Raw genomic sequence first — 17,237 nt, 5'->3', positions numbered from 1 at the left:
CAATCAGTTGCCATCGGGGGCACCAAGGTCAATATCCACCCAGGTTGGGTCATGGTCCGAGGAGCGCCAGGGATCCCCGTCCTGGATAATTGATGTCGGGACGTCATGCCGGTTCTCCCTATCGTAATACAGCAGCGGTGGCTCGTCCGCGTTGATCGGAAAAACACCCGCTCTTTGAATCGAGTCCTTCAGGGCTCCCGTTGCTAGAATATAGTCGAGCGTTCCCGATTCTGCCCGGTATATATAGCCGCTGGCCGGCAGGGGACGATGACCACTGAGGACATTTCGGAACCCGGCTTCTCTCAGGTGTACCATCGGATCCTCGCGGGCATAGGCATTGAAGTCTCCCAACAACAGGACCCTGTCATCGCCGTGATCGGCCGCCAGGACCTCTACCCATTCAACCAGCCTGTTGGCCGCTTTAACCCTCAGGGGATTCCAGCATCCCTGGCCATCGTCCTGCGCCCGGTTTGCGTCGACGGCTCCCCCGCAGCGCTTGCTCTTGAAATGGTTAACGACCACCCAGAACGTCGCGCCCGTGCCCAGATGACGGAATCGCTGTGCCAGCGGAGGTCGGTTGTAGTGTGCAAAAGGGCCGTTGAGAAGCGTGTGCGCCTGCCCCAGAGGCTGAACGCGCTCTGCCCGGTAGAGCATTCCGACGGCAATGGCGTCACTTCCAAGGCGTTGACGCTCCGGCCTTGCGTAATCCCAGTCCCCTTCCAATCCTCCCGTCAGTTCGGCCAGGGCGCTGTCGCGTCCATAGCCATCGTTCTCGACCTCAATCACGCCAATCACATCCGCCGCCAAAGCGGCAATCGCATTAACCAGGCGCAGGTGCTGACGTTCAAACGCCTCGGGCTCGGAGGCGCCGCGCTCGGTGGGAAAACCGCCCCCGTGGCCATCGCCGTTGAAATAATTCTGCAGATTGAAACTCGCCACACGAATCCGGTTTTCCGGCGGCCGAACCAACGGCTCGGGCCGTGCATTGGCGGTCCTTACGGACGGCGGCTCCAGCGGCTGCAACCGCCAGTGCTCATAGCGATAATCCAGGATACCCTCAACGGCGGCCAGCTGGTCTCCCACCCTGAGACTCTGCCCAGCCCCAAATACGTCGCTGACCCAACCGGGCAGGGCCGGATCCCGCCGCTTACTGCCATCGTCGATGCGCAGCAGGCGTTGCTGGTTCTCTGCGGCCTGTTGCCTGGCTTTCGTACCGGGTCTGTGAACCTGCGTCGGGGTGTAGAGGCGTTCGTCCGCGACCGCAACAACCCCGTAACGACCCAACTCATAAAGCCCGGTAACCGCCAGTGGCGGTTCAAGGCGCAGCTTCATGCCCTGGAGTCGATGCCGTTCCCGCTCGGTCAAAGGGAGTTTGACGGTAACGGGCGCCACCTCCTCTCCACGCCCACAACGGGCACGCAGGCGTACATCACTGATCTGGGTCATGCCGTAATATTCACCGGCCTCGCCATCAAGCAGCAGACGTTCACCCGGGCTGACCTCCATCCCCGGGGCATAAACGAAGAGTCCACTGGACGCCTCACCGGAGTCCGATGCCCCCACACCCTCCTGCTGAACAAAAAAACCGCCCAGCTCCTCCTCGCCCGTGAAATCACCACTGACCACGCCACGTATCAGCACGCGCTCCCCATCCATAGGGGTCACCCCGGTGCGTCCCTGAACGTCGGTTATCGGGGTTGTGGTTGCCCGGCACCCGCTTTCAGCGGCATCGGGTAGTGGCCAGAACAGAAAGCTCAGAAGGTAGAAGCCGGCGACCGCCCCAATCACCGCGGGTACCCCCAAACGTTTCCGATTCTTCTTCATCCAAGGTGCTCCTGCCGTATTGCCGGCCTGTTTCCTGCGGGTACCCCTTATAGGGCCATGGCGGGGATCATTCTAGACTATTGGGTTAATTCGATGGGAACTATAGCGGATCTTCATCCTCCTGGTGCAGAATACCCCCGCTCCATGCCAGGGGATTGCCCAATCCCCTCGGAAAAGGCTCATTCCGGTTACATGAACCCCGGCATGCGGGGCTGCGTACGCAGTTAACAGGATGACACCTTTAACTTACTGTTCTGGCAACGGAAGATTGATAGTATGGTCGGCAGCCTTAATAAATGGAGCCCGGAGCGAATGATGCGCCGCCAATTCCCGTTCAGTGTCGCGCGCCTCGCGCGGCGCTGGCGCAAACTGCTCGATGAACGCCTCAAGGACCTGGGGGTAACCCAGGCCCGCTGGAGTACCATGGTCGCCCTTCACCGGGGTGGTGAAGGCGTCACTCAGAGGGAGTTGGCGGAGCTCATGTCGATTGAGAACCCCACCCTGGTGCGACTCCTGGATAACCTGGAAGCACAGAAGCTCATCGAACGCCGCCCCTGCGAGCAGGACCGGCGCGCGCGCCGACTGCACCTGACGCCCAGAGGCGAATCCTTCATCGAACAGCTGGATGCGCGGGCAGAAGGTCTTCGGGACCAGCTTCTGAAGGACATCACGGACAGGGAGTTGGAAACCTGCCTGGATGTCTTCGACAGAATTCTGGACAATGCGGATAAGGTTGGCCGGGAATCGGCCGAAAGTACCTCCTCCAATAACGGATAATCATGCGCCTGAAACACTGTGTCTGTCTGCTGCTTCTGGCAACCCTGCCGGGGTTGTCCCCCGCACAGAGTTTCGAATGGCAGGCCGGAGACCGGGTCATTGGCACCCCCACCTGGACCACGACGGAGTACGAGGACACTTTTGCCAGCATTGGCGAGGAACACGGCTTTGGGTTCCTCGAACTGGTACGCGCGAACCCGGAGGTCGATCCCTGGCTCCCCGGCGACGGCACCCGTATCCGGTTGCCGTCCAGACACCTCCTCCCCTCGGGGCCCCATGAAGGCATTGTCATCAACCTAGCCGAGTACCGTCTCTATCATTTCAGGGGGGGCCAGGTTGTCACCTACCCGGTGGGCATCGGCAACACGAACAACCCTTCCCCCCTGACCAGGACCAGCATCCGGATGCGCCTGGAATCGCCTGCCTGGTACCCGCCGGAGTCCATCCGCACAGAGGCCCGCAACGAAGGCAATCCACTGCCAGCAGTGATACCGCCGGGACCGGCAAATCCGCTTGGCCCTTTTGCGCTCCAGCTTGAGGAAGACGGTTACCTCATCCATGGCACCAACAAGCGTTTCGGTGTCGGGCAGCAGGTGAGCCATGGCTGCATTCGGATGTTCAACGACCACATCGAGGAACTGGTCTGGGAAGTCGAGAAGGGCAGCAGCGTGCGCATTGTCGAGGAACCGGTGAAAACCGCCGTCTCGAACGGTACCGTCTGGCTGCAGATCCATGGCCAGCGGGAGTCGCTGACCGAATCGGACCGTGATGAACTCTGGCGAAAGGCCGAGAAAGCGACCCAGAGGGTGCGCGACAGGCACCCGGGCGTCGAGATCAACCGCAAGCGGCTCCTGGAGGCCGTTGAGCAGGCAGACGGTATTGCCCGGCGTGTGGGGATGGTAACCGGAATCTCGCCCGGCTAGTCCTGGCTTCGGTCCAGGAGATAATCCAGGCTGGTTCCGTAATCCGGGGCAAAGACCTCCAGGAAATACTGCACTTCCGGAAGGCCATCCGATTCAAGACGTTCACGGATCTGGCTGGCCGCCTGTTCAAATTCCGTATTACCCGCACGCAGCTCGGCCTCACACTTGAGAAGCGCCGCCAGCCGATCAGCGGCCTTGACCAGTTCCCGGGTCTGGGGCTCCCATTCCTCTTCCCGGATATACCCATCAAAGGTCGCGCGCAGCGTCTCCGGCAGCAGATCCAGAAGCTCTTTCTGGGCCTTGTCTTCCACGTCCGCGAACGCATTGCGCATAACGCTGGAATAGTATTTCACCGGTGTGGGCATATCCCCGGTTATTACTTCCGCCGCATCATGGTAGAGGGCAACGGCGGCAACCGTGTCCGGATTGATCTCGCCGCCGAAACAGGTTCTCCGGATACTGGCCAGGGCATGTGCCAGAACGGATACCTCCCAGGAGTGGGTCGCCACATCCTCTTCAATGGCATTGCGCATCAGGCCCCAGCGCCGTATCCAGCGCAGGCGCCCGATATAGGCAAAAAACGGGCTGGTTTTACGACTCATCATCGTCCGGTAATGTGTAACCCGCGTTCCGGATGATCTCGTGTGCCGCTTCATCGTCACGGATAAAGTCGAGGAAGCGCTGGGCCGTCTCACTGCCATCCTCAAGCATAATGGCCGCGTGCCGCAGCTCATCGTGCATATCCTGCGGGATCAGCCAGTAGCGCGATTCATCAACTCCCTCCTGAGTGACCAGGCTCAACGGCACAAAACCGAGATCGACGGAGCCGCTGCGCATAAAGCTGAACGCCTGGCCGGCGCTCGTCGCTTCCACGGTGTCCCGAACAGCAAAGCGCGACCGGAAGAGCTTGTCCAGGACCTGCTCGGCGGCCCGTCCGTAAGCCGATTCACGGTCGTCGGGAACGGCGAGGGCTCGATAGGATTCCTCACGCAGCATGGTTTCCGGGTCTGACACGTCACCTTCAGGGTTCTCATCGGCCAGAAGGACCAGGCGCCCAATGCTGAAAACAAAGAGGCTCTCCGGATCACCGGCACCATCTTCCGCGACCTGTCTGGCATGCTCCATGTCGCCGGAGATAAAGGCATCAAAGCCGGTGCCCTGACGAACCTGTCGCGCCATGTTCGTGCTGCTGCCCGCAACCAGGACAATACGCTCATCCGTGCGCTCAAAGAACGCCTCCGCAAGCTCCTCGGCCGTGCTCTCAAAGCTGCTGGCCACGGCAATACGGGTCTGGCCATGGGCAAGCGTACTGAGCATCGCCAGCATCAGTACCGCTATCATTCGCTTCATTCGATCATCCTCGCAGGCCATCGGGTAAACAGCGGTCAGTATAAAGATGTGAGACCGGTATTGGGAGGGGCGCGCATCCCGGAACGGGTGCCGATTGCCCGATTCGTGTTATCGTTTCTTCATCTTTGATGCGGTCTGGAGGAGCCCAGTCTTGGATATCGGTGATATGCGCCGCGATTTTGAGAGCGTCGGTCTCGACAGGCAGGCGCTGGATGATGACCCCTTCCGGCAGTTCGAGAACTGGTTCAACCAGGCCGTGGAGGCGGGCATCGACGATCCCAACGCCCTCACACTGGCTACCGCCGACGCATCCGGAGCCCCCGGCGCCCGGACCGTTCTGCTCAAGTACTTTGATACCGAGGGCTTTGTTTTCTATACCAATTACGGCAGCCGTAAAGCCCGGGCCCTGGCGGAGAACCCGCGGGCCGCAATGCTTTTCCCCTGGGTACCGCTCAACCGCCAGATAACCATCGAGGGCCGTGTGGAGAAGGTCAGCCGCAAGGAGTCCCTGCGCTATTTCATGTCGCGGCCCGAGGGAAGCCAGCTGGGGGCCTGGGTCTCCCAGCAGAGTGCGGTGATCGAATCGCGCCAGGCCCTGGAAACTAAGCTGGAGCGCATGAAGGCCCGGTTCCGCGAGGGCGGGATCCCCCTCCCGGAGTCCTGGGGTGGCTACCGCGTGATTCCCGAAAGGATCGAGTTCTGGCAGGGGCGGCCCAGCCGGTTGCACGACCGTTTCGAATACCGGCTGGAAGATGGCCACTGGCAGATCAATCGCCTGCAGCCATGACGCCCGCAAGGCTCTACGTCCACTGCGGCGATCACCTCCCGGAAGCTTCCCGGCCCTATACACTCAATCCCATTGAGCAGGCCCGGGAAGAATCCCAGTCAGACCCGCTGAGACGCGACAGCTACCGACTCAGCCGGCTGCTCTGGCGCACTGGGGCCAGGGCATTCTGCAGGGCTGCCTGCCTGCCCGAAGTGGCGGAGAGCCAACTTCCAGCAAGTGGCAACCCCTGCGTTGCCGGCCAGCGTTTCCACAGCAGCCTCAGCCATTGTCGTGGACTTCAGGTCGTGGCTTTTCATTCCGGCCCCATCGGCGTGGACGCCGAACCTATGGCGCGCGGCGTCCCGTGGCAACGGCTTGCCGGACGCTGGTTCACGAGCGTCGAACAGCAATGGCTGCAGGAAGGCGCCGAGCCGAATGAGCGCTTCCTGTTGCTCTGGACCCTGAAAGAGGCCTGGATCAAGGCGACCCACCGGGGAATCGCCAGCAACCTCCAGGCCCTGACGCTGGAACCGGCGGCGGCCGGACCGGTTCTGAGGCTGGATCAAACGGCCAGCGGGTGGCGGGCATTCACGGCCGAATGCAATGGCATCCGGGTCAGCGTGATCGCCCACGAATCGGAGCTCCCCCAGTGGTGTGACGTGCCCGCCCCCGGTTCCGACGACTGTCGACTCAGGGACTGCGAATGGCGAGAATGGACGCTGGGCAACTGAAGGAGACCGCATGGGAACGGATGGACGCTGCCCCTGGTGTGGCAATCAACCGGATTACATTGAATACCACGACAATGTCTGGGGGCGCCCCGTTACCGCACGCGACGAGCTGTTTGAAAAGCTCTGCCTGGACGGCCAGCAGGCCGGGCTGAGCTGGCTCACCATACTGCGCAAGCAGGCAGGCTACCGGGCTGTTTTTGCGGACTTCATTCCCGAGACGCTGGCGGAATACACGCAGGCGGATATTGAACGCTGCCTGCAGGACCGGCGCATTGTGCGCAACCGCCGCAAGGCGGAGTCGATTGTCGGCAATGCCCGCGCCCTGCTCGCCATGGAAGCCGATGAAGAGAACTTTACCCGCTTTCTCTGGTCCTTCGTGGGAGGGGCGCCCATCATCAATGAATGGAACCGCATGGATGAAATCCCCACGGAAACCCCGGAATCCCGTGCCATGTCCCGCGCCCTGAAAAAGCGGGGATTCCGCTTCGTCGGCCCCACCATCTGCTATGCCTTCATGCAGGCGGTTGGCATGGTCAACGATCACCTGGTCACCTGCCCGGTGCGCGCGGAAACACTGGCCCTCAGCCGGCGGCTGCAGCCTTCATGATCGCCTTTGCCGCACTCGCCCTTGGTGGCGCACTCGGGGGCGCCTGCCGGTACCTGGCAACCCGCACTCTGGACCGGAGCCTGGGCACTCACTTTCCCTGGGGAACGCTGGTGGTCAATGTCTCGGGGGCCTTCGTGGCGGGCCTGGTGGCGGGGTTACTGCCCACAGGGAATGGGACAGGGTTTTTTGGGTTCCTGCTGCTCGCCGGGTTCTGCGGCAGCTACACCACCGTGTCCTCATGGGGCCTGCAGACGCTGGCGCTGGTTCAGCGCGAGTATTACCTCCGGGCGGCCGGTAATCTTGTGATCACAACACTGCTGGGGCTGGCGGCCGTTGCAGCCGGCCTCTACCTGGCCCGCTTCGCTGGGGGGGCTCTATGAGCCACCTGGTGACGCTGGCAGTAGCCCTGGGCAGCATGCTGGGCACGCTCCTGCGCTACAGCATCGATCTGGGACTCGCCAGTGCGCTTCCGGCCTTCCTGCCCTGGGGGACGCTGGGGGTGAACGTGGTCGGCTCGCTGCTGATTGGCTGGCTCGCAAGTGCACACTTCCCCGCCGGACACTGGATGAACCGGGTGGCATGGCGGCAGTTTCTTGTGACGGGATTCTGCGGCGGCTTTACAACCTTCTCGCTTTTCAGCCTGCAGACATTCACGCTTATTGAGGACGGTCACTGGGTCAGGGCCGGGAGCAATACGGCGCTGACCCTGGGTTTGATGATGGGGGCCGTAACGGCAGGCTATCTTGTCGCCCAGCGGCGCAACAAAAAGCAGCAGGGGATTTAGCCCTTCAGGCAAACGATCCCGATACGGCGTTCGTATAGACCCGATACAAAGGCGCTATTGGCCTTATCGGGAGCAAACAAATGCGAATGACAGTACGGGCGTTGGTGCATCAGTCGGCCTACAACGAGATGATCGGGTTGGATGAGTCAGCGATCGGTCCGCTTCAGCTTCAAACCGGGAGACAGGGCTGATGCTGGCGATCCGTCCGCTTGCGATTACCTTCGGGGTTGCCGGGCTGGTGCCCTTCATAGCGGCACTCCTGGTGATGGTGCTGTCGGAGACCATGAGCCTGATGGCGGCCCAGATTTTCTACCTCTACAGCGCCGGTATCATCGCGTTTCTCTCCGGTGTCTACTGGCCGGTGAGCATGCAGATTGAGACGCGCACCTATCCCATGTCGCCCATCACGGCGATGGCCCTGAGCCAGGTTTTTTTCATCAGTGCGGGGCTGGCTCTGCTGCTGCCCTGGAACTATCAGGCGCTGATTTTCCCGGTGCTCTTTGTGCTGATGTGTACAACGGACTGGGTTGCGATGGGCGGTTACTGGCCGCGCTGGTATCTGACGTTGCGGTTGGGGCTGACCACTGTCGTGGTAGCTTGTCAGGTGGCGGCTGGGGTCTGGTTGTTTATGGTTCATTGAGGGTGGTGAGACGGCGGGAAGAGGCCGGGGCGGCGGGGTGACTGTCCCGGGAACCGCTTTGAATACATCCATGTACGCTGCGCTTCCGCCATCCCTGGCTCCAGAGCTTCCCGGGACAGTCACCCCGCCGCCCCGGCCTCTTCCCGCCTGAATGGGTGGTTGCCGGCTTAGTTGCCGGCTACGTCCGCGAAGAAGGTGGCGTGTTCGCGCAGCTTCTTGAGGGCACCTTTTTCGATCTGGCGGACTCGTTCGCGGCTGATGCCGAGTTCTTCGGAGATCATCTGCAGGGTTTCGGGCTCGTCACGGTTGATTCCGAAACGCCGGCCTAGGATGTCCGCCTCGCGGGTGCGCAGGACATGGAACAGGTCCTTGAGTAGCCGCAGCCGATCCCGTTCGGCAAGTGCTGTCTCTTCCGAATCCGTGCTCTCGTCCGCGAGTGTGTCCCCGAGTTCCAGGTCCCCTTCACCGCCAATGGGCGTGGCCGTGGAGACCTCGGGGCGGGCGAAGCCCAGCAGTTCATCAACCCGCTCCGGCGTGGTTTCCGCCGCTTCCGCGAGCTCGTAGCGGTCCGGCTGTTCGCCGGTTTCGCGCTGGAGCCGGGCCTGGACGGCCTGCAGGCGTCGGATTTCGTCCACGACGTGATCCGGTGTGCGGACCACGCGGCGTCCGCGCTTGATGGCCCGTTTGACCTCTTCCGCAATCCACCAGTACGCGTAGGTGGAGAATTTGAAGCCGCGGGTGGCATCAAAGCGTTCGACGGCCTTGATCAGACCCAGGTTGGCTTCCTGGATGAGGTCCGGAAGCGGGAGGCCACGACCCTGATGGCCGCGGGCAATGTGGACGGCCAGCCGCAGGTTGCTCTGGATCAACTGGCGGCGCCAGCGTGCCAGGTCCTTGAGCGCCTCCCTGGCCCGCTCACTCAGCGGCGCCTGATTCTGCTCGATGCTTGCCAGGACCTCACGGATGGTCAGCGCTTCAATAGCCGGGTGCTCTGCTTCTTCAAGCAGTGTATTGAGTGTGTCGGTGAGAGCGGACACAAGCGCCTTTTCTTCGTCCTTGCCAAGCAGGGAGAAGCGGTGAGCGTCCCGGAAGTAATGACCGATAACCGAAGCCGGTTCCTGGTCTTCCAGCGTACCCGGATCTGCTGACGCTGGTTCCTTCCAGTCAACCGTCGAATCGGCCCTGACGTCGTCAACCAGTTCCTGGTCACGCTGCCCCATTGGTTCCAACAGCGTATCCATAATATTCACCCTGGTTGCTTGAAAATTCGTGGGGAGCAGCCTCACATCAACGTGAATGGCCGTCCTGTCTATATATACTTTATGCGGCCGTGGATGGATGACTCAATGAGGCAGGTCAGAAAAACAGGCGAAAACCCCGGCGCATGCTGCCCATGTGCCGGGGTTGCGGGACTTTAGTCGTACGCTATTGCCCGGATAGTGAGTGCCGATCAGGCGGCGACAATCGCGTATTCGTGCTTATGGGGTTCAATCAGCTTACCGTGCAGGGTGCTGATCGCCCGCTCGAAATCGCTCTCTTCCACGATGAACTGGATGTCCACCTGGCGCATGCACTGGTGCATGGCGAGCACCCCGATCTCCTCCTCGTGGAGTGCAGTTACCGCCGTGGCCAGCAGCCCCGGCACCTGCATGTCACTGCCGATGGCAGAGACGATCGCCACTTTCCGGGTGGAGATCTCGGCCGACGGGAAAACTTCTTCCAGCGCCTTCACGACCCGCTTGATGGTGCGCAGCGTGGCATCCACGTAGTGGGTAATGGTGTTGGCGTTGGTGTCCTTGCTGATGAAGTGAACACTGAAGCGTGAAAGAATTTCCAGGAACTTACGGTCGGCACCCGGCTCACCCAGCATATCCTGATCAAAGACCTCGATGCCGAAGACGTGCTTCTTGCCCGCGACGATCTCCACCTGGGGCTTTTCGCTGACGTAGTCCCGGGTGATCAGGGTACCGGTGTGCTCCGGCTCAAAGGTGTTCTTGAGGCGCAGCGGGATATCCGCCTGGCGCATGCCCTTGGCCGCCCGCGGGTGGATGGCTTCCATCCCCAGGTTGGCCAGCTGGTCCGCCACGTCGTAGTTGGTCCGGCCCAGGGGCACGACCTTTTCCTCATCGACGATCTTCGGGTCGGCGGAACTGAGGTGGTATTCCTTGTGGATCACCGCTTCGCGCGCCTCAGTCAGGCAGGCGATACGGCTGAAGGTCATCTCGCTGTAACCCCGGTCAAAAGTCCGCATCAGGCCTTCCTGGCACTGGGTATAACCCGTGACGATGGCCAGCTCCCGGCTCAGGTCCAGCTTGTCGAACGCCTGGGTGATCTTCTCGTCCAGAGGCAGCGTCTCTGAGTCACGCCATCCCGTCAGGTCCACGAGACGGGCGTTGTAGCCGGCATTCTGGAGCAGCAGCGTGGTATTGAAGGCGCTGTGGGCCTCACCGATACCCGCGAGCATTTCACGCACTGTGAGCAGGTGGTCTTCCAGCTGGAAATGGCCGTAGGAGCACAGCCGCTGCAGGTCCAGGAGGCAGTTACGCACGCCCTCGATCCGTTCGGCAATGAACTGGTCCGCCTGCTGGCTCAGCAGTTCGTCGCCGAACAGCTCGTCGTTGATTTCGCACAGGAACTTGGAGAGCTTGGTGAGCTCATCGCCCCAGGCCCAGTCCGAATCGGAATGGGAAAACAGGGCGTAGACACCGGCGTCACCCGTTTTCTTGTGCTCAAGAAGCCGGTCGGTGACGCCGCTGTAGGCCGAAACCACGAAGATGCGGTTGTAAATCTCTTCCTCGGTGCGATTGCCGAGGATGATGTTGTCGCGTACCGCGGCGAAGTCCGCCATGGACGTGCCGCCGATTTTCTCTACAGTATGATCTGACATAATCCCGTTCTTGAGTCCTGACTGACTTTACAGCCCCTTATGGGCACATCCATCGCCTGATTCCAGTGTAACGCCAAAATTGTTTCTTTGCCGACGCTATCCGGAACTTTTACCAAAAGGGCCAATCCGTAACAGAATCTCGGAGTCGTGGTGGCCACCAAAATGCGCCTCACGCTCAAAAAAGACGGAGCGTTCCGTCTCTGCCTGCATATCGCGCGCAAAGGACATAAACAGCCCCCAGGAGGCGTCGTTGTCCTCGGTGATGGTTGTCTCCATGAAACGGACATCCCGACAGGCGGGGCGCTCGACAATGGCCTTGAGCATACGCTTGGCAAGCCCGGTTCCGCGGGCCTTTTCATGCACCGCCACCTGCCAGACAAAGACCGCTTCAGGCTTTTCGGGTGGAATATAGGCGGAAATGAAGCCAACCAGCTCACCATCGAGCTCCGCCGCCACACCAGTTGCGGCAAAATGGGAGCACTGGAGCAGGTTGCAGTATATGGAATTGGGGTCGAGGGGCGGGCATTCCGCTATCAGGCGGTGAAGCCTGTAGCCATCCGTACTCCTCGGTTGGCGGAGCTCGATGGCGTCTGCCCTTGAGGTCTCGCTACTCATTCGGTATGCCCGTTCACTCAGGCATCGGAGCTGGGTCCACTGTTCTGCCTGGGCGCCTTTGCCGTTGATTTTAAAGGCTTTTAATGGCCTCAGTGAGCGATTCTGATAATTCTATTATAAAGTCTGGCTGGTGAAAATCAAACCAGCCCCTCGGGAATCGGAATTCAGCCATCGGCGACTGCTGTACCATCCGGGGTAACCAAGAATAAAAGGGGGGTGCCCGTGAAACCGTTAAGCCCGCTCGACCAGATATTCCTGTGGATGGAGAAACGCCAGCAGCCCATGCATGTGGGCGGGCTCCAGCTCTTTTCATTCCCCGAGGACGCGCCTGCGGATTATGTTGCTCAACTCGCCGAGGGACTCCGTGGCTACAGGAACGTCACATCGCCCTTCAACCGGCGGTTGATCAACCGGGTCGGTCAGCTGGCCTGGGTGGATGACGACGAGTTGGATCTGGAGCATCATTTCCGCTTCGAGGCGCTGCCCACACCAGGGCGTATCCGTGAGCTGCTCGCCTTCGTCTCGGCAGAGCACAGCCACCACATGGACCGCCAACGCCCGCTGTGGGAGGTCCACCTGATTGAGGGGCTCCAGGACCGCCAGTTTGCGATCTATACCAAGATCCACCATTCGCTGGTCGACGGTATCTCCGCCATGCGACTGGCCGGGCGCATGCTGTCCGACGACCCCCAACAGCGGAATATGCCACCGATATGGGCGCTGCCCCCGCGATTGCGGAAGGATAAGGACGAATCCCAGACATCCCTGTGGCACAGTGTTCTCGGGTTGCTGGATAAATCCGGAAAACAGATTGGCACCGTGCCCGCCGTGGCCCGGGAGCTTCTGCGAACCATCAGCGAGGCCCGCAAGGACCCGGCCTACCACTCTCTCTTTGCTGCTCCGCAGTGCGTCCTGAACAGCGGCATCACCAACTCGCGGCGCTTCGCGGCCCAGTCCTACTCCCTGGATCGGATCCGCGCCGTCTGCAGTGCCTTTGGCACCACTGTCAACGATGTCATCATGGCCATGTGCGCGGCGGCACTGCGCAGTTATCTGCTCAGCCAGGACGAACTCCCCGAGAAGCCCCTGATCGCCATGGTTCCGGTCTCCCTGCGGCGCGACGACAGCGAGGAGGGTAACCAGGTAGGGGTTATCCTGGCGTCGTTGTTTACCCATCTGAGCGATCCGGCGGAACGGCTTCTGAGGATTCATGAGGGCGTAAAGACCCAGAAGGAGCGCTACGCGGCCATGTCATCCGAGGAAGTCATCAACTACACCGGCCTGACGCTGGCACCAGCGGCATTTAACCTGCTGACCGGACTGGCGCCGAAGTGGCAGACGTTCAACGTGGTCATTTCCAACATACCGGGGCCCTCGGAACCGCGCTACTGGAATGGTGCCAGGCTGGAAGGCATGTACCCGGTCTCCATTGCCATGGACCGCTTGGCGCTGAACATGACCCTGACGAGCTACTGCGACCAGGTGGAGTTCGGCCTCACCGCCTGCCGCCGGACCCTGCCGAGCATGCAGCGGATGCTGGATTACCTGGAAGACGGGCTCAGGGAGCTTGAAGCGGCTGCCGGGCTTTTTTGACGATTCGAGGGCGAGGCTGGAGGGCGGTCGACTATACTTGGCGCCGAACGCACAGACCAGAACAGAGGTTGATGATGACAGAGTCCGCCGGCACCCCCCCGATTCTCCGTGACAAGCATTGGCACGAACCCTCCGCGTTTACGCCGGAAAGCCTCCTGAGGGAGGCGCGTCGCCAGAAACAGGCGTCGACATCACCGGTGCCGGAGGTGTGCATTCTCGATCCGGACGGGGATATTGTGCGTGGCAAACGGGCCGAGGGGCTGACCCGACCTCACACGGACTGGGTCTGCTACCACACCGAACTCGATGTAATCTCATTGGGCGGCCGGGACGTGGGCATCGTGGGATGTGCCGTGGGGTCGGCTTTCGCCGTTCTGGTGGCGGAGGAGCTCTTCGCCTGCGGCTGCCGTCTTCTGCTGAGCCTGACCTCGGCGGGCCAGCTTACGCCGGTTCAGCAACCGCCTTATTTTGTCCTGATCGACCGGGCACTCCGGGATGAGGGAACAAGCTATCATTACTGCCCACCATCGGATTACAGCCATGCGCCTGCCGATCTGGTCGCTGCATTTGAACAGGGCTCGGGCGAACTCCCGGCCCCGGTGGTCACCGGGGCGAGCTGGACCACGGACGCCCCCTTCCGTGAAACAGAAACCGCGATCGAAAAACACCGGGAAGAAGGTCTGCTGGCTGTGGAGATGGAGGCTGCGGCGCTGTACGCCTTTGCCGAGGCTCGCGGGTGTTCCGTCCTGTGCTTCGCGCATGTGACCAATCAGATGGGCCAGGAGGGGGATTTCGAGAAAGGTGAAGGCGACGGCGTGAGTGACGCGCTGGAACTCATCGAGCGCGCCGCTCAGCGCCTTCTGCCCCTTTAGGCGGGAGCGCCTGTCCTCACAGGCGCCGGCGGTGATACCGCCCCAGCCACTGGATCACCTTCTGCGGTGCGTGCGCCTTCTTCCATTCCCCGGCCGCGAACTTCACGCTCTCGTTCCAGGTCGGGTAGGGGTGGATGGTACCCAGGATCTTGTTCAAACCGATGTTGTGCTTCATGGCCAGGATGAACTCGGTGAGCAGCTCGCCGCCGTGCTCTCCCGCCACGGTGGCGCCCAGGATCCTATCCTTGCCCCGCGGCGTGATGACCTTGATGAAACCATGGTCCTCGCTCTCGGCAATGGCGCGGTCCAGGTCATCCAGGCCGTAGGTGGTGACCTCGTAGTCGATGCCCTGCTCCCGTGCCTCGGTCTCGTTCAGGCCCACGCGCCCCACTTCCGGGGAGGTGAAGGTCACCCAGGGCGTGACCGAATAATCCACGCTGAAGCGCTTGAACTGGCCGAACAGTGCGTTCACCGCCGCGTGCCAGGCCTGGTGCGCGGCCATGTGGGTGAACTGGTAGGGGCCGGCCACATCGCCGCAGGCGAAGATATTCGGATAGATCACGCTCAGGTCGTTGCCGGTCGGCACCGTGCCCTGGGGGCTGGTTTCAATATCGAGGTTCTCGAGGCCCAGCCCCTCGGTATTGCCCTTGCGGCCCACGGCCACCAGGACGCGGTCGAAGGGAATACGTACCGTCTCGCTGCCATGCTCGCAGTAGACGACCCGCTCACCATCCTCAACCGTGAAACGACTTGCCTTGTGGCCGAGGCGCACATCCACACCTTCCTCGCGGAATCGGTTCACGACCAGTTCCGAGACATCGGGATCTTCCCGGGGCAACAGGCGGTCGCCCTGTTCAATCTGCGTGACCCGGGTTCCGAGTCGGGCAAAGGCCTGGCTGAGTTCGGAGCCGATGGGGCCACCACCGAGCACCACAAGCCGGCCCGGCTGCTCCTCGATCTCCCAGAGGTTCTCGGAGGTCAGCGGCTCCACATCCTCGATGCCGGGAATCGGTGGCACAAAGGGCTTGCCGCCGGTGGCAATCACGATGGATCTCGCGGTAATCCGCCGCTTGGCGCCATCCTCGTCCACTTCGACTTCCCAGGGGCTGATGAACCGCGCCGAGGCCTGGATGCAGTCCACGCCGAGGCTGGTGAAACGCTCCACCGAGTCATGCGGCTCAATGGTCTTTATGACGCTGTGGATCCGCTTCATGACGGTGGCAAAGGGCACCTTCGGCTCCACGGCTTCGAGCCCGTAGCGGTCGGCCTGGCGCATGTTCTGCGCGATCTTCCCGGAGCGGATCAGCGCCTTGGAGGGGACACAGCCCGTGTTCAGGCAGTCGCCGCCCATCTTTCCCCGTTCAATCAGGGCAACCCTGGCGTTCACGGTCGCCCCGATGTAGGCGGAAACCAGGCCGGCGCTGCCCCCGCCGATCACCACCAGGTTGTAATCGAAAGTCTCGGGCCTGTCATACTTCGAATACAGGCGCTTGCGCTGGATACGGCCAATCACAAACTTGGCCACCAGCGGGAAGATCCCCAGCAGGACGAAGGAGGTGATCAGCTCCGGCGACAGGATATCGCCCATGCTCTCGATCAGGGCCAGCTGGGTACCGGCGTTGACGTAGACTGCCGTGCCGGGAAGCATGGCCAGCTGGCTGACCCAGTAGTAGGTCCAGGTTTTCATGCCGGTCAGGCCGAGCACGATGTTGATCACGAAGAACGGAAAGATCGGGATAAGCCGCAGCGTGGCGAGGTAGAAGGCGCCATCCCGGTGGATGCCGTCATCAATCTTCTTCAGGTAAGCCGCGTACCGTCGCTTCAGGGTGTCCCGGAAGAGAAAGCGAGCGACCAGGAAAGCCAGGGTCGCCCCAATACTCGAGGCAAACGAAATGATCAGCAGACCCCAGCCGAAGCCAAAGAGCGCACCACCGGCCAGTGTCATGACCGCCGCGCCCGGCAGGGACAATGCCGTAACGACTACGTAGACGACAAAAAACAGGGCGAGGCTGATGAACAGGTTCTCGGCAATCAGCGTGTTCAGTGTTTCCTGTTGCTCCTTGAGCACCTGAAGCTCGAGAAAACGCCCCAGATCGAACAGGAAAAAGGCGCCAATCAACAGCGCAATCACGCCGAGAACAATCTTCTTGCTGTTACTCATCCTTGGATTCCTTCTGATGGTCAGTAGCTTGCTGACGTAGGGACGCCACCGCAGGCATTACGTTACAGGCATGGCCTGGATCATATCCTCGGCGAGCAGTGTGACCACTTCGGCGTCCACGCGCCGTTGGGCGAAGGTACGCAGCCCCATGATCTGGGCCTGCCAGAGCCGGGCCAGGCGGGCGCAGTCGACGTCGGCGGCCAGCTCTCCTTGATCGCGGGCGGTCTCCAGGGTTGTGGTGAGATCCCGTTCAATCCGGTCAAAAAGGTCATTCACCGTGTCCTCCAGACCCGGCGTATCAACGGTGGCCTCAAGCAGCGTCTTGACCATCATACACGCCGGCACGGGCGCGGCCTCCTCGTTGTCCGGCTGCATGGTTGCTTCAACGGCAAGCTGCCTGAGATAAGCGGCCAGGCCGTCGAGGACCCGCTCGTGCGATGCCAGCACCTGCGTCATACCCTGATGAAGCTGTTCGTAATAAGCCATCAATGCCGCCCGGAACAGCGATTCCTTGCTACCGAATGCGGCATAGATGCTGCCCGGCCGCATATCGAGCGCCGTTTCCAGCTGTTTGAGTGAACAGGCGTGGTAACCCCTTTCCCAGAACAGATGGGCTGCGCGTCTGACGGTGGTTTCCGGATCGTGTCGTGTGCTTCTCGGCATACTGGATTACTGATTTTGAGTGTTCGCTCAATTATAACTTGAGT

19 protein-coding genes are annotated in these 17,237 nt (G+C 61.3%); 11 read left to right on the top strand and 8 right to left on the bottom strand.

Annotated elements, in window-relative coordinates; all coding sequences use genetic code 11:
- Positions 1 to 3: 3 nt before the first annotated feature.
- Complete coding sequence (locus DES49_RS01355; protein ID WP_133734585.1) at positions 4 to 1,824, bottom strand: ExeM/NucH family extracellular endonuclease; 1,821 nt, start codon at positions 1,822 to 1,824, stop codon at positions 4 to 6.
- 315 nt (positions 1,825 to 2,139) lie between these two features.
- Here DES49_RS01355 and DES49_RS01350 point away from each other — a divergent pair, with 315 nt between their 5' ends.
- Both DES49_RS01350 and DES49_RS01345 read left to right on the top strand, forming a co-directional pair.
- Positions 2,140 to 2,601, top strand: a complete 462-nt coding sequence (locus DES49_RS01350) for a MarR family transcriptional regulator (protein ID WP_133735009.1) — start codon at positions 2,140 to 2,142, stop codon at positions 2,599 to 2,601.
- Between the two features lie 2 nt (positions 2,602 to 2,603).
- Positions 2,604 to 3,524: a L,D-transpeptidase family protein gene (locus DES49_RS01345; protein ID WP_133734584.1), complete on the top strand. Its 921-nt coding sequence runs from the start codon at positions 2,604 to 2,606 to the stop codon at positions 3,522 to 3,524.
- Here the strand turns inward: DES49_RS01345 and yfbR are convergent.
- Together yfbR and modA are read right to left on the bottom strand one after the other, a co-directional pair.
- On the bottom strand, positions 3,521 to 4,126 hold the full coding sequence (yfbR, locus tag DES49_RS01340) for a 5'-deoxynucleotidase (protein ID WP_133734583.1): 606 nt from the start codon (positions 4,124 to 4,126) through the stop codon (positions 3,521 to 3,523). The two genes, DES49_RS01345 and yfbR, sit on opposite strands and share 4 nt — an antisense overlap.
- Complete coding sequence (gene modA, locus DES49_RS01335) at positions 4,116 to 4,874, bottom strand: molybdate ABC transporter substrate-binding protein (RefSeq protein WP_166645950.1); 759 nt, start codon at positions 4,872 to 4,874, stop codon at positions 4,116 to 4,118. The genes yfbR and modA overlap by 11 nt, the downstream gene beginning before the upstream one ends.
- Before the next feature lie 151 nt (positions 4,875 to 5,025).
- Between modA and pdxH the strand changes: the two genes are divergently transcribed.
- The 7 genes from pdxH to DES49_RS01305 all read left to right on the top strand — a co-directional run bounded on the left by pdxH (position 5,026) and on the right by DES49_RS01305 (position 8,402).
- The gene (pdxH, locus tag DES49_RS01330; RefSeq protein WP_133734581.1) at positions 5,026 to 5,661 is read left to right on the top strand and encodes a pyridoxamine 5'-phosphate oxidase; all 636 of its coding nucleotides are present in this window, start codon (positions 5,026 to 5,028) and stop codon (positions 5,659 to 5,661) included.
- On the top strand, positions 5,658 to 6,371 hold the full coding sequence (locus DES49_RS01325) for a 4'-phosphopantetheinyl transferase family protein (RefSeq protein WP_133734580.1): 714 nt from the start codon (positions 5,658 to 5,660) through the stop codon (positions 6,369 to 6,371). The genes pdxH and DES49_RS01325 overlap by 4 nt, the downstream gene beginning before the upstream one ends.
- 10 nt (positions 6,372 to 6,381) lie before the next feature.
- The gene (locus DES49_RS01320; protein ID WP_133734579.1) at positions 6,382 to 6,978 is read left to right on the top strand and encodes a DNA-3-methyladenine glycosylase I; all 597 of its coding nucleotides are present in this window, start codon (positions 6,382 to 6,384) and stop codon (positions 6,976 to 6,978) included.
- On the top strand, positions 6,975 to 7,358 hold the full coding sequence (locus tag DES49_RS01315; RefSeq protein WP_133734578.1) for a fluoride efflux transporter FluC: 384 nt from the start codon (positions 6,975 to 6,977) through the stop codon (positions 7,356 to 7,358). The genes DES49_RS01320 and DES49_RS01315 overlap by 4 nt, the downstream gene beginning before the upstream one ends.
- The gene (locus DES49_RS01310; protein ID WP_133734577.1) at positions 7,355 to 7,762 is read left to right on the top strand and encodes a fluoride efflux transporter FluC; all 408 of its coding nucleotides are present in this window, start codon (positions 7,355 to 7,357) and stop codon (positions 7,760 to 7,762) included. Before DES49_RS01315 ends, DES49_RS01310 begins: the two co-directional genes overlap by 4 nt.
- A gap of 80 nt (positions 7,763 to 7,842) precedes the next feature.
- Positions 7,843 to 7,953 carry a DUF6482 family protein gene (locus DES49_RS15575; RefSeq protein WP_243864798.1) on the top strand — a complete coding sequence of 37 codons (111 nt, stop codon included), beginning with the start codon at positions 7,843 to 7,845 and terminating at the stop codon, positions 7,951 to 7,953.
- Positions 7,953 to 8,402, top strand: a complete 450-nt coding sequence (locus tag DES49_RS01305) for a DUF3429 domain-containing protein (protein ID WP_133734576.1) — start codon at positions 7,953 to 7,955, stop codon at positions 8,400 to 8,402. Before DES49_RS15575 ends, DES49_RS01305 begins: the two co-directional genes overlap by 1 nt.
- 167 nt (positions 8,403 to 8,569) lie before the next feature.
- Here the strand turns inward: DES49_RS01305 and DES49_RS01300 are convergent, their stop codons facing one another.
- The 3 genes from DES49_RS01300 to ectA all read right to left on the bottom strand — a co-directional run bounded on the left by DES49_RS01300 (position 8,570) and on the right by ectA (position 11,904).
- Positions 8,570 to 9,643, bottom strand: a complete 1,074-nt coding sequence (locus DES49_RS01300; RefSeq protein WP_243864796.1) for a sigma-70 family RNA polymerase sigma factor — start codon at positions 9,641 to 9,643, stop codon at positions 8,570 to 8,572.
- 209 nt (positions 9,644 to 9,852) lie between these two features.
- Positions 9,853 to 11,289: an aspartate kinase gene (locus DES49_RS01295; RefSeq protein ID WP_133734575.1), complete on the bottom strand. Its 1,437-nt coding sequence runs from the start codon at positions 11,287 to 11,289 to the stop codon at positions 9,853 to 9,855.
- A 96-nt stretch (positions 11,290 to 11,385) separates the two neighbouring features.
- The gene (ectA, locus tag DES49_RS01290) at positions 11,386 to 11,904 is read right to left on the bottom strand and encodes a diaminobutyrate acetyltransferase (RefSeq protein WP_133734574.1); all 519 of its coding nucleotides are present in this window, start codon (positions 11,902 to 11,904) and stop codon (positions 11,386 to 11,388) included.
- A gap of 222 nt (positions 11,905 to 12,126) precedes the next feature.
- On the opposite strand from ectA, the gene DES49_RS01285 reads away from it, so the two are divergent.
- Both DES49_RS01285 and DES49_RS01280 read left to right on the top strand, forming a co-directional pair.
- The gene (locus tag DES49_RS01285; protein WP_133734573.1) at positions 12,127 to 13,497 is read left to right on the top strand and encodes a WS/DGAT/MGAT family O-acyltransferase; all 1,371 of its coding nucleotides are present in this window, start codon (positions 12,127 to 12,129) and stop codon (positions 13,495 to 13,497) included.
- Positions 13,498 to 13,571: 74 nt separating this feature from the next.
- A complete protein-coding gene (locus DES49_RS01280; protein ID WP_133735007.1) occupies positions 13,572 to 14,369 on the top strand; it encodes a nucleoside phosphorylase in 798 nt (265 codons plus the stop codon).
- 16 nt (positions 14,370 to 14,385) lie between these two features.
- Here the strand turns inward: DES49_RS01280 and DES49_RS01275 are convergent, their stop codons facing one another.
- Both DES49_RS01275 and DES49_RS01270 read right to left on the bottom strand, forming a co-directional pair.
- Positions 14,386 to 16,530, bottom strand: a complete 2,145-nt coding sequence (locus DES49_RS01275) for an FAD-dependent oxidoreductase (protein ID WP_133734572.1) — start codon at positions 16,528 to 16,530, stop codon at positions 14,386 to 14,388.
- 57 nt (positions 16,531 to 16,587) lie between these two features.
- Positions 16,588 to 17,193 (bottom strand): TetR/AcrR family transcriptional regulator, encoded by a 606-nt coding sequence (locus DES49_RS01270; RefSeq protein WP_133734571.1) that lies wholly within the window; start codon positions 17,191 to 17,193, stop codon positions 16,588 to 16,590.
- Positions 17,194 to 17,237: the final 44 nt, after the last annotated feature.

This window comes from Halospina denitrificans, from assembly GCF_004364635.1.
Classification (GTDB): domain Bacteria; phylum Pseudomonadota; class Gammaproteobacteria; order Pseudomonadales; family Oleiphilaceae; genus Halospina; species Halospina denitrificans.
This window is presented reverse-complemented; position numbering and strand designations above follow the sequence as displayed.

Bases quoted from the DNA above. Each gene is read 5' to 3' on its own strand.
- DES49_RS01355 (WP_133734585.1), bottom strand. From the start codon at position 1,824: ATGAAGAAGAATCGGAAACGTTTGGGGGTACCCGCGGTGATTGGGGCG.
- DES49_RS01350 (WP_133735009.1), top strand. From the start codon at position 2,140: ATGCGCCGCCAATTCCCGTTCAGTGTCGCGCGCCTCGCGCGGCGCTGG.
- DES49_RS01345 (WP_133734584.1), top strand. From the start codon at position 2,604: ATGCGCCTGAAACACTGTGTCTGTCTGCTGCTTCTGGCAACCCTGCCG.
- yfbR (WP_133734583.1), bottom strand. From the start codon at position 4,126: ATGAGTCGTAAAACCAGCCCGTTTTTTGCCTATATCGGGCGCCTGCGC.
- modA (WP_166645950.1), bottom strand. From the start codon at position 4,874: ATGAAGCGAATGATAGCGGTACTGATGCTGGCGATGCTCAGTACGCTT.
- DES49_RS01325 (WP_133734580.1), top strand. From the start codon at position 5,658: ATGACGCCCGCAAGGCTCTACGTCCACTGCGGCGATCACCTCCCGGAA.
- DES49_RS01320 (WP_133734579.1), top strand. From the start codon at position 6,382: ATGGGAACGGATGGACGCTGCCCCTGGTGTGGCAATCAACCGGATTAC.
- DES49_RS01315 (WP_133734578.1), top strand. From the start codon at position 6,975: ATGATCGCCTTTGCCGCACTCGCCCTTGGTGGCGCACTCGGGGGCGCC.
- DES49_RS01310 (WP_133734577.1), top strand. From the start codon at position 7,355: ATGAGCCACCTGGTGACGCTGGCAGTAGCCCTGGGCAGCATGCTGGGC.
- DES49_RS15575 (WP_243864798.1), top strand. From the start codon at position 7,843: ATGCGAATGACAGTACGGGCGTTGGTGCATCAGTCGGCCTACAACGAG.
- DES49_RS01305 (WP_133734576.1), top strand. From the start codon at position 7,953: ATGCTGGCGATCCGTCCGCTTGCGATTACCTTCGGGGTTGCCGGGCTG.
- DES49_RS01300 (WP_243864796.1), bottom strand. From the start codon at position 9,643: ATGGATACGCTGTTGGAACCAATGGGGCAGCGTGACCAGGAACTGGTT.
- DES49_RS01295 (WP_133734575.1), bottom strand. From the start codon at position 11,289: ATGTCAGATCATACTGTAGAGAAAATCGGCGGCACGTCCATGGCGGAC.
- ectA (WP_133734574.1), bottom strand. From the start codon at position 11,904: ATGAGTAGCGAGACCTCAAGGGCAGACGCCATCGAGCTCCGCCAACCG.
- DES49_RS01280 (WP_133735007.1), top strand. From the start codon at position 13,572: ATGACAGAGTCCGCCGGCACCCCCCCGATTCTCCGTGACAAGCATTGG.
- DES49_RS01275 (WP_133734572.1), bottom strand. From the start codon at position 16,530: ATGAGTAACAGCAAGAAGATTGTTCTCGGCGTGATTGCGCTGTTGATT.
- DES49_RS01270 (WP_133734571.1), bottom strand. From the start codon at position 17,193: ATGCCGAGAAGCACACGACACGATCCGGAAACCACCGTCAGACGCGCA.